Below are 13,172 nucleotides of genomic sequence, written 5' to 3' on the forward strand. Positions count from 1 at the left end.
GGGGATACTCACAGCATGTCTGCCGAATACGCCGCCTTCGGCCTGGCACCGGCGATGCGTGCCGGTGAAGTCCTCGCGGACGGCGGCTACCAGGTGCACCGCGACTTCGTCGACTTCATCGTCGACGGCCGCCCGCTGCTGTTCCGGCTCACCGACCTGGACGCCGTCTCCCCGCTCGCCTCCGACGTCCCCCCGGCGATCTTCACCGCCCAGGTCCGCAGCCTCCTCCTGGAGACGGACCCACCCCTGAAGGGCGGCCGCTACGTCATCTACGGCTGCCCCGAGTGCGAGGACTTGGCCTGCGGCGCGGTCACCGCCGTCATCCAGCGGGACGGCGCCGACTACATCTGGCGCGACTTCGCCTGGCAGACCGACGAACACGCCGACCTGGAGCGCAACGGCTACCACGGCATAGGGCCCTTCCGCTTCGCCGGAGCCGAGTACCGCGCGGCCCTCGACTCCCTCGTCGACGGCACCGAGCCCCCGGTCGCCAGGCGCCGCGTCCTGCTGATCGGCGCCCGCGTCGCCGTCCTCGCCAAGCTCGCCGCCGCTCTGCGCGCGATCGGCATCGGCGCCGACATCACCGGCGACGCGACCCATGTCCCCGCCGACGAACTCCGCGGCTACGGCGCCGTAGCGTTCGGCCGGGCCGTCACGGAGGAGCAACGGGCCGCTGTACGGGCCGAGTTCGAGCGTGCCGGGGTCGACGTGGCGTACGTCGACGGCCTCGCGCCGATCGTCCCGCTCCTCGTCGCCCAGATCGAACACGCCCTGGACCGCCGCCCCGCCGACCAGCACCGCCTGACCCGCCTGGTCGTGGCCGACGGCGAGGCGGGCATCGAGGTCACCTCGCCGTGCCGGGTGCGCGTCACGGCGTACCGTCTCGACCGCCTGTACCGCAGCCACACGCGGGATGTCTTCGACGGTGTCCTGGAAGCCGGCCGCCACCGCATCGCCCTGGACGCGAAGGCGGTGAAGGGGGAGTCCTTCGTCGTGGCGCGGACGACCGGGAGCGTGCTGGTGGAGGCGATGGCGCGGTGAGAACCGCGGCGCGGACGGAGGAAATCCGTGGCGCGGACGGCGAAGGGGACCGATTAGGATCGGCGGTCTGATGACTGCCACTCTCGTCGCCAAGAATCTCGCCGCCGGACACGGCGACCGCGCCCTGTTCACCGGGCTCGACCTCGTCGTCGCCCCCGGCGATGTGATCGGCCTTGTCGGTGCCAACGGCGCGGGCAAGTCCACCCTCCTCAGGATGCTCGCCGGGCTCCTCGCCCCCGAGGAGGGCGAACTGCGCCTCTCCCCGCCGGCGGCGACCGTGGGCCACCTCCCGCAGGAGCCGGATCGGCGCCCCGGCGAGAGCGTGCGCGCGTTCCTCGCGCGCCGCACGGGAGTCGCCGAGGCCCAGCGGACCATGGACGAGGCCACCCAGGCCCTGGTCGACGGAGCGCCCGGCGCCGACGACGCGTACTCGACGAGCCTGGAGCGCTGGCTCGACCTCGGCGGCGCGGACCTCGACGAACGGGCCGAGGAGATCGCCGACTCGCTCGGCCTGGCGATCGACCTGGACCAGCCGATGACGTCCCTGTCCGGCGGCCAGGCGGCGCGCGCGGGCCTCGCCTCCCTCCTCCTCTCCCGCTACGACGTCTTCCTCCTCGACGAGCCCACCAACGACCTGGACCTCGACGGCCTGGAGCGCCTCGAACGCTTCGTCTCCGGCCTGCGCGCGGGCACGGTCGTCGTGTCGCACGACCGCGAGTTCCTCACCCGCACGGTCACCAAGGTCCTCGAACTCGACCTGGCCCAGAACCAGATCAACCTCTACGGCGGCGGTTACGAGGCGTACCTGGAGGAGCGGGACGTGGCACGGCGGCACGCCCGCGACGACTTCGAGGAGTACGCCGACAAGCGCACCGCGCTCCAGGACCGGGCGCAGATGCAGCGCGGCTGGATGGACAAGGGCGTCAAGAACGCCCGCCGCAAGGCGAACAACGACAACGACAAGATCGGCCGCAAGTTCCGCAGCGAGGCGAGCGAGAAGCAGGCGGCGAAGGCGCGGCAGACCCAGCGGATGATCGAACGCCTCGATGTCGTCGAGGAGCCCCGCAAGGAGTGGGAGCTGCGGATGGAGATCGCGTCCGCGCCCCGCTCCGGCGCGGTCGTCGCGACGCTGCGGGACGCGGAGGTACGGCGGGGCGATTTCAGCTTCGGGCCGGTGTCCCTGCAGATCGACTGGGCGGACCGGGTCGCGGTGACCGGCGCGAACGGTGCGGGCAAGTCGACGCTGCTCGGTGCGCTGCTCGGGCGTATCCCCTTGGACGCGGGGCAGGCTTCGCTCGGCTCCGGTGTCCTGGTGGGCGAGGTCGACCAGGCCCGGCAGCTGTTCCACGGTACGGAGTCCCTGCTCGACGCGTTCTGTGCGGCCGTGCCGGACACCGAGCCCGCTGAAGTCCGTACGCTGCTGGCCAAGTTCGGGCTCAAGGCACATCACGTGATGCGGCCGGCCGGGACCCTGTCCCCGGGGGAGCGGACCCGTTCCGCTCTAGCGTTGCTCCAGGGGCGCGGGGTGAATCTCCTGGTCCTGGACGAGCCGACGAACCACCTGGACCTGCCTGCCATCGAGCAACTGGAGTCGGCGCTCGATGCGTACGAGGGCACGCTGCTGTTGGTGACCCATGATCGCCGGATGCTGGACGCGGTTCAGGTGACTCGGCGGCTGGAGGTGGCGGACGGGAAGGTGACGGAGCAGCGCTGAGCAACGGTGAAGTTCAGGTTGTTTGTTCACTGTGGGTCGGTGGGGGCTGGTCGCGCAGTTCCCCGCGCCCCTTAAGGATGGCGGCCTGCTCCACCCGGTTCCGGTGCTCCGCCCACCAACTCGCGTCGCCCGGCGCCATGTTGGTGCCGCCGACGCGCTGCCCCACCGTCCCGTCGATGAGTTCCCGTACGACGTCGGCGTGGCCCGCGTGGCGGGATGTCTCGTAGGTCATGTGGACGAGGGTGCGGTGCAGGGTGAGTTCGGTGCCCCTTTCTCCGGGAATGCGGCCGATCGCGTCCAGGGGGAGTGCCTCGATCGTCGCGTCCGAGTGGGCGCAGATCCGCCGGTAGTCCCCGACGATCTGCTCGCGTGTCTCGTCCGGCGTCGCCCACAGATCCGCGTTCGGCTCGGCGTCCCCCGCGATCCACAACTCCGGCCCGTCGACCGGCCGCCCGAACACCGTCCCGAAGTAGAACGCCTCGGCCCCGGCCAGATGCTTGACCAGCCCCAGCAGATTGGTGCCGGTCGACGTCATCGGCCGCCGGATGCCGTACTCCGACAGCCCTTCCAGCTTCCACACCAGCGCGTCACGAGAGTCCTGCAGAAAGACACGCAGATCGGCTTTGAAGTCCGGTGGGTTCATGCCCCCAGTCTGTCGGCGAGACGATCGACGTCCACCCATTTTCACCGCCGAACGCTACCCACCCAGGGGCGCGGGGAACTGCGCGACCAGCCCCCACCGGCCCGCAGCTCCCCACAACCTGACCGGCGAAGCCGTCAGCGCTTCTTCTTACCCGGGTCCAACAACCCCGCCTTGCGCAGAGCATCGGCCATCGCACTGTTCCCCGGCGCCGGAGCCGCCTGCCGAGACCCGCCGCCTTGACCCCCCTGCCGCTGCTGCCGCTGCTGCGGCGGGCGCCCACCGCCTTGCTGCCGCCGCTCGCCACCCCCACCCTGCTGCCGCCGCTCCCCGCCGGAGGCCGCCGCCTCGTCGTCCAGCCGCAACGTCAACGAGATCCGCTTCCGAGGGATGTCGACGTCAAGCACCTTCACCTTGACGATGTCCCCCGGCTTCACCACATCCCGCGGGTCCTTGACGAACGTCTTCGACAGGGCGGAAACGTGGGCGAGCCCGTCCTGGTGGACCCCGACATCGATGAACGCCCCGAACGCCGCGACGTTCGTGACGACCCCCTCCAGAACCATCCCGGGCGCGAGGTCGGAGATCTTCTCGACGCCGTCCTTGAACGTGGCCGTCTTGAACGCGGGCCGAGGGTCACGCCCCGGCTTCTCCAGCTCCTTCAGGATGTCGGTCACGGTGGGCAGACCGAACGTCTCGTCCACAAACTCGGTCGGCTTCAACGACCGCAGCACCGACGTGTTGCCGATCAGCGAAGCGACCTCGCTGCCCGCCGTCTTCACCATCCGCCGCACCACCGGATACGCCTCGGGGTGCACGCTGGAGGAGTCGAGCGGGTCGTCCCCACCCCGGATGCGCAGGAAGCCCGCGCACTGCTCGTACGCCTTCGGGCCGAGCCGCGCCACGTTCTTCAGCTGGGTGCGGGACTTGAACGGGCCGTTGGCATCGCGGTGCGACACGATGTTCTCGGCGAGGCCGGAGGTGATGCCGGAGACGCGTGAAAGCAGCGGCGCGGAGGCCGTGTTGACGTCCACGCCGACGCCGTTCACACAGTCCTCGACCACCGCGTCCAGCGAACGCGACAGCTTCACCTCGGACAGGTCGTGCTGGTACTGGCCGACCCCGATCGACTTGGGGTCGATCTTCACCAACTCGGCGAGCGGGTCCTGGAGTCGGCGCGCGATGGAGACGGCGCCGCGCAACGACACGTCCATGTCGGGCAGTTCCTGCGAGGCGAACGCGGACGCCGAGTACACGGACGCGCCGGCCTCGGAGACCATCACCTTGGTGAGGTTCAACTCCGGTTGCTTGGTGATGAGTTCACCGGCGAGCTTGTCGGTCTCGCGGGACGCCGTGCCGTTGCCGATCGCGATCAGTTCGACCGAGTGCTGTGCGGAGAGGCGGGCCAGCTTGGCGAGGGCGTCGTCCCACTTGTTGGCCGGGACGTGCGGGTAGATCACGTCCGTGGCCACGACCTTGCCGGTCGCGTCGACGACGGCCACCTTCACGCCCGTACGGAAACCGGGGTCCAGGCCCAGCGTCGCGCGCGTACCGGCCGGTGCGGCGAGCAGCAGGTCCCGCAGGTTCGAGGCGAAGACGTTGACCGCCTCGTCCTCGGCGGCCGTGCGCAGCCGCAGCCGCAGGTCGATGCCGAGGTGCACGAGGATGCGGGTGCGCCAGGCCCAACGGACCGTGTCCTGAAGCCATTTGTCACCGGGACGGCCCCGGTCGAAGACCTGGAAGCGGTGGGCGACCATCCCCTCGTAGGAGGAAGGCCCCTCGGTGTCCTCCTCGGGCTCCAGGACGAGATCGAGGACGTCCTCCTTCTCGCCGCGCAGCATCGCGAGGATGCGGTGCGAGGGCAGCGCGGTGAACGGCTCCGAGAAGTCGAAGTAGTCGGCGAACTTGGCGCCCGCCTCCTCCTTGCCGTCGCGCACCTTCGCGGCGAGGCGCCCGCGCCCCCACATCCGCTCACGCAGCTCGCCGATCAGGTCGGCGTCCTCCGAGAACCGCTCGGTGAGGATCGCCCGCGCGCCGTCGAGGGCGGCCTGCGGATCGGCGACACCCTTGTCGGCGTCGACGAACGCGGCGGCCGCGGCCAGCGGTTCCACGCTCGGATCGCCCAACAGCCCCTCCGCGAGCGGCTCCAGGCCCGCCTCGCGCGCGATCTGGGCTTTCGTCCGCCGCTTGGGCTTGTAGGGAAGGTAGATGTCCTCAAGGCGCGCTTTCGTCTCCGCCGCCCGGATCTGCGCCTCCAACTCCTCGGTGAGCTTGCCCTGTTCGCGCACCGATTCGAGGATCGCGGTCCGCCGCTCCTCGAGCTCCCGCAGATAGCGCAGCCGTTCCTCGAGCGTGCGCAGCTGCGCGTCGTCGAGCATCTCGGTCGCTTCCTTGCGGTAGCGGGCGATGAAGGGCACCGTCGAACCGCCGTCGAGCAGCTCGACGGCAGCCCTCACCTGCCGCTCCCGTACGCCGAGCTCCTCGGCGATCCTGCCTTCGATGGACCCTACGAGGGGTGTCGTCACGCCCGTACCGCCTTCTCCACTGAGGTTGCGCGGCAATTGTGGCAGGTGACACCGACAACCGGGGATCAGGGCGCCGTCCTGCGGGTCCGGCGCCTAGCTCTTGCCGAGCAGATCCCGGGGAAACGCCCCGGCGGCGAGCGCGCGCCGCGCGAACCCGGTCGCCAGTTCGGTCAGACGTACGACCCCTTCGGCGCCCAGGTGCTCGTACGGTGCCCGGTCCAGCCGGTCGGTCTCCGCCTCGATCCAGGCGCGCAGCGCGATGCCAGCCTCCGTCAACTCACCGTCCCCGTCGAGCAACCCGCGCTCCCGGAGCCGTCCCGAAGCGGCGTCCCACTCCTCCTGGTTCCACCCGCGTGTGCCGAACACCCACTTCGGGGCCATGCCCTTGCCGGTCGCGGTGTGGGTGACCACGGCCTCCAGACCGTCGAGCCCGGCGGACATCAGGGCGGCCAGGTGACCGTCGCCGCGGTGCTCGCGCAGCAGGGTGGCCGCGTGGAAGTAGGCGAGGTGCGGTTCTTCGGGGACCGGCAGATCGGCGTGGGCGGCGTACAGGGGCCGGGCGGGACGCGAGCACGCTTCACTCGCCCGCAGCGCCAGTCGCGCGGCCTCCGCCATCTCCTCCGACGCGATCGCGTCCTCGCCGAGCAGGCGCCGCAGGGTCGCGTCGACGGCACGCGCGCGTGCGTCGAGGCACTGCTCCGGGGAGGCGGTTTCCCAGACGGCGGGCACATGCTGGGCCACGAGGTCGTACTTGTAGTTGTAGAAGGTCGCCGTCACCGTGCCGGGACCGACGGCCCCCATCGCCGCCGCCCGCACGGCGAAGTTGACGGCCCCGGGGTGCGTGACTCCGAGGGCGCCGAACTCCTTCCCCAGGTCGGGCGAGAAGTAGAGCGTGGCGTGCAGGGAGTTGAGCGCGTTGTGGCAGCGGCGCCCGGCACGGGGATCGACGGCGGCAGTAGTCATGACGGTCACGTTACCGACTGGTCGGTACGGGCTCCAGGGGTGGGCACCGGATGGCAGGAAAGGTGGGGTACCCGTCATTGCGGCCATCGCGGGGTACGCGAAGAATCGACGGCATGCGAACCGTCCTGGTGGTCCTCTTCGACGACGTGCAGAGCCTCGATGTCACCGGTCCGGTGGAGGTCTTCGCGGGCGCCGAGACCCAATCCCCCGGGACCTACCGCATCCGTACGGCCTCCCTGGACGGCGCCCCGGTACGCACCTCCAGCGGCCTGACCGTCGTACCGGACTCGTCCCTCGCCCACGCGCCCGCCCCGCACACGCTCCTCGTCCCCGGCGGCCGGGGCACGCGCGCCCCGGACCCGCGCCTGACCGCCTGGCTGCGCACACACGGGCCGCGCGCGGAGCGACTGGTCTCCGTGTGCACCGGGGCGATCCTGCTCGCCGAGGCGGGCCTCCTGGACGGTCGCAGAGTCACGACGCACTGGGCGTACTGCGCGAAACTCGCCCGCGACCACCCCGCCGTCGAGGTCGACCCCGACCCGATCTACGTCCGCGACGGACCCGTCTCCACCTCAGCCGGCGTCACCTCGGGCATCGATCTCGCCCTCGCCCTGGTCGAGGAGGACCTGGGCCGGGACACGGCGCTGACCATCGCCCGCCACCTGGTCGTGTTCCTGCGCCGGCCGGGGAACCAGGCCCAGTTCAGCGCCCAGCTCGCCGCCCAGACGGCCCAGCGGGAGCCTCTCCGTGAGGTCCAGCAGTGGATCACCGAACACCCCGACGACGACCTGAGCGTCGAGTCCCTCGCCGCCCGCGCCCGCCTCTCGCCCCGCCACTTCGCCCGCGCCTTCCAGTCCGAGACCGGCATGACCCCCGGCCGCTACGTCGACCGCGTCCGCCTCGAACACGCCCGCCGCCTCCTGGAGGACACCGCCGACGGCATCGAGCAGATCTCTCGAGCCAGCGGCTACGGCACCCCCGAGTCCATGCGCCGAGCCTTCCTCAAAACCCTCGGCACGGCCCCGACGGAGTACCGCCGCCGCTTCCACCCGACACAGAGCACACGGGCAACACCCACTCGCTGAACGCGGCATGCGGACAGCGCCCTTCAGGGGCGCGGGGAACTGCGCGCCAAGCCCCCACCGCCCCGCAGCGAACGAACCACCTGCCCCACAAAACCCACCCCACCGAGCACCGAACACGAAAGGCCCCGATGCAGATCGCCATCGTCGTCTTCGACCGCTTCACCGCCCTCGACGCCATCGGCCCCTACGAAACCCTCGGCCGCCTACCCGGCGCCGAAACCGTCTTCGTCGCCGAAGCGGCCGGCCCGGTCCGCAACGAGAGCGGCAACCTGGCACTCGTCGCCGACCGCACCCTCGCCGACGTGCCGACCCCCGACATCGTGGTCGTCCCGGGCGGCCCAGGTCAGACCCCGCAGATGGACAACGCGACTCTCCTGGACTGGCTGCGCACCGCCGACGCCACCAGCACCTGGACGACCTCGGTGTGCACGGGCTCCCTATTGCTGGCCGCCGCCGGGCTGTTGGAGGGGCGCCGGGCGACCTCCCACTGGCTGGCGCTGGAGCAGCTGAAGCGGTTCGGTGTCGAGCCGACGGGGGAGCGGGTCGTGACCGACGGGAAGTACGTCACCGCGGCCGGGGTCTCCTCCGGCATCGACATGGGGCTCACCCTGCTCGGCCGGATCGCCGGTGACGAACACGCCCAGGCCGTACAGCTGTTGACCGAGTACGACCCGCAGCCGCCCTATGACGCGGGGTCCCCGCAGAAGGCTCCCGCGCATCTCGTGGAGAGGTTCCGGGCGAACAGCCGGTTCATCACGACGTAGTCCCGGACGCGGTCCAGGTGAAGCGCGGCACCCGGCGCTCCAGGAACGCCGCGACTCCCTCCGCGGTGTCGCCGCTGCCGCGCATCTGCTCGGCCCAGTAACCGTCCCTGTCCGTACGCCCGTTGGCGAACTCCTTCGCCGACGCCTGAGTCAACTGCGAGCGGGACACCAGCACCCGGGTGAACTCCGCGACCCGCTTGGCGAGTTCGCCCCCGGGGAGCAACTCGTCGACGAACCCGGTGCGCAGCGCCCGTTCCGCGTCGATCAACTCGCCGGAGAACAGCAGGTACTTGGCGGTACCCGGCCCCACCAGCGACACCAACCGCCGTGTCGCGGACGCCGGATACACGATCCCGAGCTTCGCCGGAGTCACCCCGAACAGCGCGCCCTCCTCCGCGAACCGCAGATCACAGGCCGCCGCCAACTGCGCCCCGCCGCCCACACAATGACCCCGGATCGTCGCGAGCGTCGGCTTCGGGAAGGCCGCGAGCGCCTCCTCCGCGAGCACCGCCAGCCCCTGCGCCTCACGCGCCGACTCCCTCAGCGTCGAGATGTCCGCCCCGGCACAGAACGTCCCGCCCTCACCGGTCAGCACGAGCGCCCGTACGCCCGGATCGGCGGCGAGCGTGTCGAGCAGCGGCGGCAGCGAGCGCCACATCTCGGCGGTCATCGCGTTGCGCTTGCCGGGGTGGTGGACGACGACCGTGGCGACCGAGTCGGTGACGTCGTGCAGCAGGCGGGGCTCCATGCGCCGGATGCTACGTACAACCCGAAGAGTTCGCGAAGTCGGCACGAGAGGAACAGGGGCGGTCCCACAGGCGATCGGGCCACGCAGAAACGATCAGAAAGCGTCCGATACCTGCTGACTTCTGTTCAGTCATCCGGGGTGGCGCGGGTCCACGCCAACACTCGTCGGGTGGTGACAATCGAGCGCAAGGGTGGCGACCGGACGATGGAGAACCACGGGCGTGGGTCGGACCCGCGCCCAGAAGGCGGCAGAGACGATCCCCCGGATCCCGCCCCGGATCCCGCTCCCGCCCCGCCGGATCCGCTGCCGTACGAGGGAGTCTGGCGTTTCACCGCCTCCGCCGTCGACGCCTCCGTCCCGCAGGCACGACACGCCGTACGGGACCTGCTCTTCCGGCAGGGCGTGCCCCTCTCGGACGAGCTGCTGCAGGGGCTGTTGCTGATCGTCTCCGAGCTGGTCACCAACGTGGTCCGGCACGCGGTGCTGCTGTCGCCGACCCTCGCCGTGGAGGTCGCCGTCGGCGCCGAGTGGGTGCGGGTGTCCGTCGAGGACAACCACCCCTACCGCCCGACCGCCCTGGTCGCCGACCACGACGAGACCGGCGGCCGGGGACTGCTCCTGGTGCGCGAGGTGACCCGGGAGGCGGGCGGCGTCTGCGACGTCGAGCACACGGCGAGCGGCGGCAAGGTGATCTGGGCCGCCCTGCCGCTCAAGCCCGCGTAGGTGCCGTAGCCGAGGAGGTCACCAGCCCGCGGACGGGCCCGTCAGCTCCCGGACCGCCGGGCGGGCCGCGTCCAGCACCGTCATGAACCAGGACGAGAAGGTGTCCTTCGCGTGCCGTTCGTCCAGTTCGGCGGGGGTCACGAACGCGGTCGTGCCGACCTCCTCCGGGTCCGGCCGCAGCGGCGACTGCACCAGGCCGACGAAGAGGTGATTGTACTCCTGCTCCACCAGGCCCGAGTCCGGGTCCGGGTGGTTGTAGCGCACCGTGCCCGCCTCCGCGAGCAGCGACGGGGACACCCCCAGCTCCTCGAACGTCCGCCGGGCCGCCGCCGCGAAGGGCGCCTCGCCGGGGTAGGGGTGACCGCAGCAGGTGTTGGACCACACACCGGGGGAGTGGTACTTGCCGAGCGCCCGCTGCTGGAGCAGCAGTCGGCCCTGCTCGTCGAAGAGGAAGACGGAGAAGGCGCGGTGCAGCTGCCCCGGCGGCTGATGGGCGGTGAGCTTCTCGGCGGTGCCGATCGTCACGCCGCTCTCGTCGACCAGTTCGAGCAAGATCGCGTCAGCGGTGCCGTTCGACGAGTTGTGCGTCGCGGTGGCAGGTGTGGTCGGCATACCCATCCTTCACATCGGTCCTCAAGGCCAAGTCTGCCGTACGAATCCGGCACTCCCGGCAGTTCATCGTGCCCGGCGCGGCGACGACGGAACCGTCGGGGGGTGGGGCGCGGAAGTGAGGACACGGGCGCGCGGCAGCGGGCCGCACGCCCGCGAAACCGGTCGATTTCGGTCAGTGTGGAGGCTGTACGGGCCTCACGCGGGCTTCATGCAGGCCTCGCACGGGCTTCATGCGGGCCTCATGGGAACGTCAGTGGCACAGCTTCGCCTCGTGCTCCGCGTGTCCGCGGGGCTCCAGCTGGAAGGTGCAGTGCTCCACGTCGAAGTGGTCGCCGAGGCAGCCCTGGAGTTCGTGGAGCATCTTCTCGTTGCCGATGGCGTTCAGCACGTCCGAGCGGACGACCACGTGCGCGGAGAGCACCGGCATGCCCGAGGTGATCGTCCACGCGTGCAGATCGTGGACGTCCTCGACCCCGTCCAGGGCCAGGATGTGGGCGCGCACGTCCTGCATGTCGACGTCCTTGGGGGCCGACTCCAGCAGCACGTCCAGGGTCTCGCGCAGCAGCTTCAGGGTGCGCGGCACGATCATCAGGCCGATGGCGAGCGAGGCGATCGGGTCGGCGGCCTGCCAGCCCGTGGTCAGGATCACCACGGCCGAGATGATCACCGCGAGGGAGCCCAGCGCGTCCGCGGCGACCTCCAGGAACGCGCCCCGCACGTTCAGGCTGTCCTTCTGGCCGCGCACCAGCAGCGTGAGGGAGATCATGTTCGCGACCAGGCCGATCAGACCGAACACGATGGTCAGCCCGCCCTCGGTGTCGGCGGGCGTGACGAACCGCTGGACCGCCTCGTACAGGACGTAACCGCCGACGCCGAGCAGCAGCAGGCAGTTGGCGAGCGCGGCGAGGATCTCCGCGCGGGCGTAACCGAAGGTGCGGTTGCCGACGGCCGGCCGGTTCGCGAAGTGGATGGCGAGCAGCGCCATGCCGAGGCCCAGTGCGTCCGTCGCCATGTGGGCCGCGTCCGCGATGAGCGCGAGGGAGTCCGCGAGCAGCCCGCCGACGACCTCGACCACCATCACGGTGATCGTGATCCCCAGCGCGATCCGCAGCCTCCCCTGGTACGCGGCCGCCGCCGTACCGGTGACGGGAACACCGTGAGAATGCCCGTGGTCGTGCCCTGCCCCCATGGGAAGCCGCCCTCCTGATTACTGCTCCGGATCACAGTGAACTACGGGTGGGGGGTATCGGGCAACGCGGCACTGAACACCGTTGTCATATGCCCTGACCTGCACAAACAAACCGCAGGTCAGGGCAGCCTAAGTTCACATGCCGTGGTGCAGCCGCCACCCTTGCCACGCCGACTCCACCATCTCCCGCACCCCACGCCGAGCCGACCACCCCAGCTCTACGGCGGCCAGCTCGGCGGAGGCGACCGCGCGCGGCGCGTCACCGGGGCGCCGCCCCTCGACGACGGCCGGCCGCCGGTCCCCGGTGACCTCGCCGATCACCGTGACCAGCTCGCGGACCGAAACCCCTTGCCCGCGGCCGATGTTGACCGTCAGGTCACCGCTCGCGCCCCCGCCGGCCAGTTGCCGGGCCGCCGCCAGATGGGCCTCGGCGAGATCGACCACGTGGATGTAGTCGCGGATACAGGTGCCGTCCGGGGTCGGGTAGTCGTCGCCGAAGATCCGCGGCGCCTCGTCGCGGGTGAGCCGGTCGAAGACCATGGGGACGATGTTGAAAACCCCGGTGTCGGCCAGCTCCGGCGCGGCCGCGCCCGCCACGTTGAAGTAGCGCAGGCACACCGTGCCGATGCCGTGCGCCGCGCCCGCCGCCCGGACCAGCCACTCACCGGTGAGCTTGGTCTCGCCGTACGGGTTCACCGGCGCGCACGGGGCGTCCTCGGTGATCAGGTCGACGCCCGGGTCGCCGTAGACCGCCGCCGAGGACGAGAACACGAACCGCTCGATACCGGCCTCGGCGACCGCGTCCAGGAGGGTCGCCAGGCCGCCGACGTTCTCCCGGTAGTAGTACGTCGGCCGTGCCACGGACTCGGCGACCTGCTTGCGTGCGGCGAGATGCACGACCCCGGTCACCTCGTGCCCGGCGAAGACCCGCTTCAGGAGGTCGCCGTCCAGGGACGAGCCGTGGACGAGCGGGACGTCCGTAGGGAGGCGTGCGGGGTTTCCCGCGGAGAGGTTGTCCAGGGCGACGACACGCTCTCCGGCGTCCGCCATCGCCCGTGCCACATGGGCCCCGATGTATCCGGCTCCGCCGGTGATCAGCCAGGTCATGGGCATTCACCCTATGTGGATACGGAGAGGGCCTCCGCAATGTCCCGCGATGCCCGGTCTG

Annotated in this window: 12 protein-coding genes; 5 read left to right on the forward strand and 7 right to left on the reverse strand. The window is 70.9% G+C overall.

The window, feature by feature from the left end; all coding sequences use genetic code 11:
• The first annotated feature begins 15 nt into the window (after positions 1-15).
• Entirely contained in the window at positions 16-1,041 is a 1,026-nt protein-coding gene (locus OO69_RS18265; RefSeq protein WP_033281729.1) for a hypothetical protein, read from the forward strand.
• A 70-nt stretch (positions 1,042-1,111) separates the two neighbouring features.
• Positions 1,112-2,755, forward strand: coding sequence for an ABC-F family ATP-binding cassette domain-containing protein (locus tag OO69_RS18270; RefSeq protein WP_033281730.1), 1,644 nt, complete (start codon positions 1,112-1,114; stop codon positions 2,753-2,755).
• 13 nt (positions 2,756-2,768) lie between these two features.
• Here OO69_RS18270 and OO69_RS18275 read toward each other — a convergent pair whose 3' ends face one another.
• The 3 genes from OO69_RS18275 to OO69_RS18285 all read right to left on the reverse strand — a co-directional run bounded on the left by OO69_RS18275 (position 2,769) and on the right by OO69_RS18285 (position 6,883).
• Positions 2,769-3,398: a DinB family protein gene (locus OO69_RS18275; RefSeq protein ID WP_051801090.1), complete on the reverse strand. Its 630-nt coding sequence runs from the start codon at positions 3,396-3,398 to the stop codon at positions 2,769-2,771.
• Between the two features lie 134 nt (positions 3,399-3,532).
• Positions 3,533-5,920, reverse strand: a complete 2,388-nt coding sequence (locus OO69_RS18280; RefSeq protein WP_033281731.1) for a Tex family protein — start codon at positions 5,918-5,920, stop codon at positions 3,533-3,535.
• Between the two features lie 93 nt (positions 5,921-6,013).
• Positions 6,014-6,883, reverse strand: coding sequence for an SCO6745 family protein (locus OO69_RS18285; protein ID WP_033281803.1), 870 nt, complete (start codon positions 6,881-6,883; stop codon positions 6,014-6,016).
• 113 nt (positions 6,884-6,996) lie between these two features.
• Between OO69_RS18285 and OO69_RS18290 the strand changes: the two genes are divergently transcribed.
• Both OO69_RS18290 and OO69_RS18295 read left to right on the forward strand, forming a co-directional pair.
• The gene (locus OO69_RS18290; protein ID WP_033281732.1) at positions 6,997-7,968 is read left to right on the forward strand and encodes a GlxA family transcriptional regulator; all 972 of its coding nucleotides are present in this window, start codon (positions 6,997-6,999) and stop codon (positions 7,966-7,968) included.
• A 128-nt stretch (positions 7,969-8,096) separates the two neighbouring features.
• Positions 8,097-8,732 carry a DJ-1/PfpI family protein gene (locus OO69_RS18295; protein WP_033281733.1) on the forward strand — a complete coding sequence of 212 codons (636 nt, stop codon included), beginning with the start codon at positions 8,097-8,099 and terminating at the stop codon, positions 8,730-8,732.
• Here OO69_RS18295 and OO69_RS18300 read toward each other — a convergent pair.
• Positions 8,722-9,480, reverse strand: a complete 759-nt coding sequence (locus tag OO69_RS18300) for an enoyl-CoA hydratase/isomerase family protein (protein ID WP_033281734.1) — start codon at positions 9,478-9,480, stop codon at positions 8,722-8,724. The two genes, OO69_RS18295 and OO69_RS18300, sit on opposite strands and share 11 nt — an antisense overlap.
• 204 nt (positions 9,481-9,684) lie before the next feature.
• Between OO69_RS18300 and OO69_RS18305 the strand changes: the two genes are divergently transcribed.
• Complete coding sequence (locus OO69_RS18305; RefSeq protein WP_051801093.1) at positions 9,685-10,203, forward strand: ATP-binding protein; 519 nt, start codon at positions 9,685-9,687, stop codon at positions 10,201-10,203.
• Positions 10,204-10,221: 18 nt separating this feature from the next.
• On the opposite strand, the gene idi is transcribed toward OO69_RS18305, so the two are convergent.
• The 3 genes from idi to galE all read right to left on the reverse strand — a co-directional run bounded on the left by idi (position 10,222) and on the right by galE (position 13,111).
• Positions 10,222-10,815 carry an isopentenyl-diphosphate Delta-isomerase gene (gene idi, locus OO69_RS18310; RefSeq protein WP_033281736.1) on the reverse strand — a complete coding sequence of 198 codons (594 nt, stop codon included), beginning with the start codon at positions 10,813-10,815 and terminating at the stop codon, positions 10,222-10,224.
• Positions 10,816-11,065: 250 nt separating this feature from the next.
• Positions 11,066-12,004 (reverse strand): cation diffusion facilitator family transporter, encoded by a 939-nt coding sequence (locus OO69_RS18315; protein ID WP_033281737.1) that lies wholly within the window; start codon positions 12,002-12,004, stop codon positions 11,066-11,068.
• A 135-nt stretch (positions 12,005-12,139) separates the two neighbouring features.
• Positions 12,140-13,111: a UDP-glucose 4-epimerase GalE gene (gene galE, locus OO69_RS18320; RefSeq protein ID WP_033281738.1), complete on the reverse strand. Its 972-nt coding sequence runs from the start codon at positions 13,109-13,111 to the stop codon at positions 12,140-12,142.
• Between the last annotated feature and the right edge of the window lie 61 nt (positions 13,112-13,172).

This window comes from Streptomyces sp. NRRL F-525 (assembly GCF_000716605.1).
Classification (GTDB): domain Bacteria; phylum Actinomycetota; class Actinomycetes; order Streptomycetales; family Streptomycetaceae; genus Streptomyces.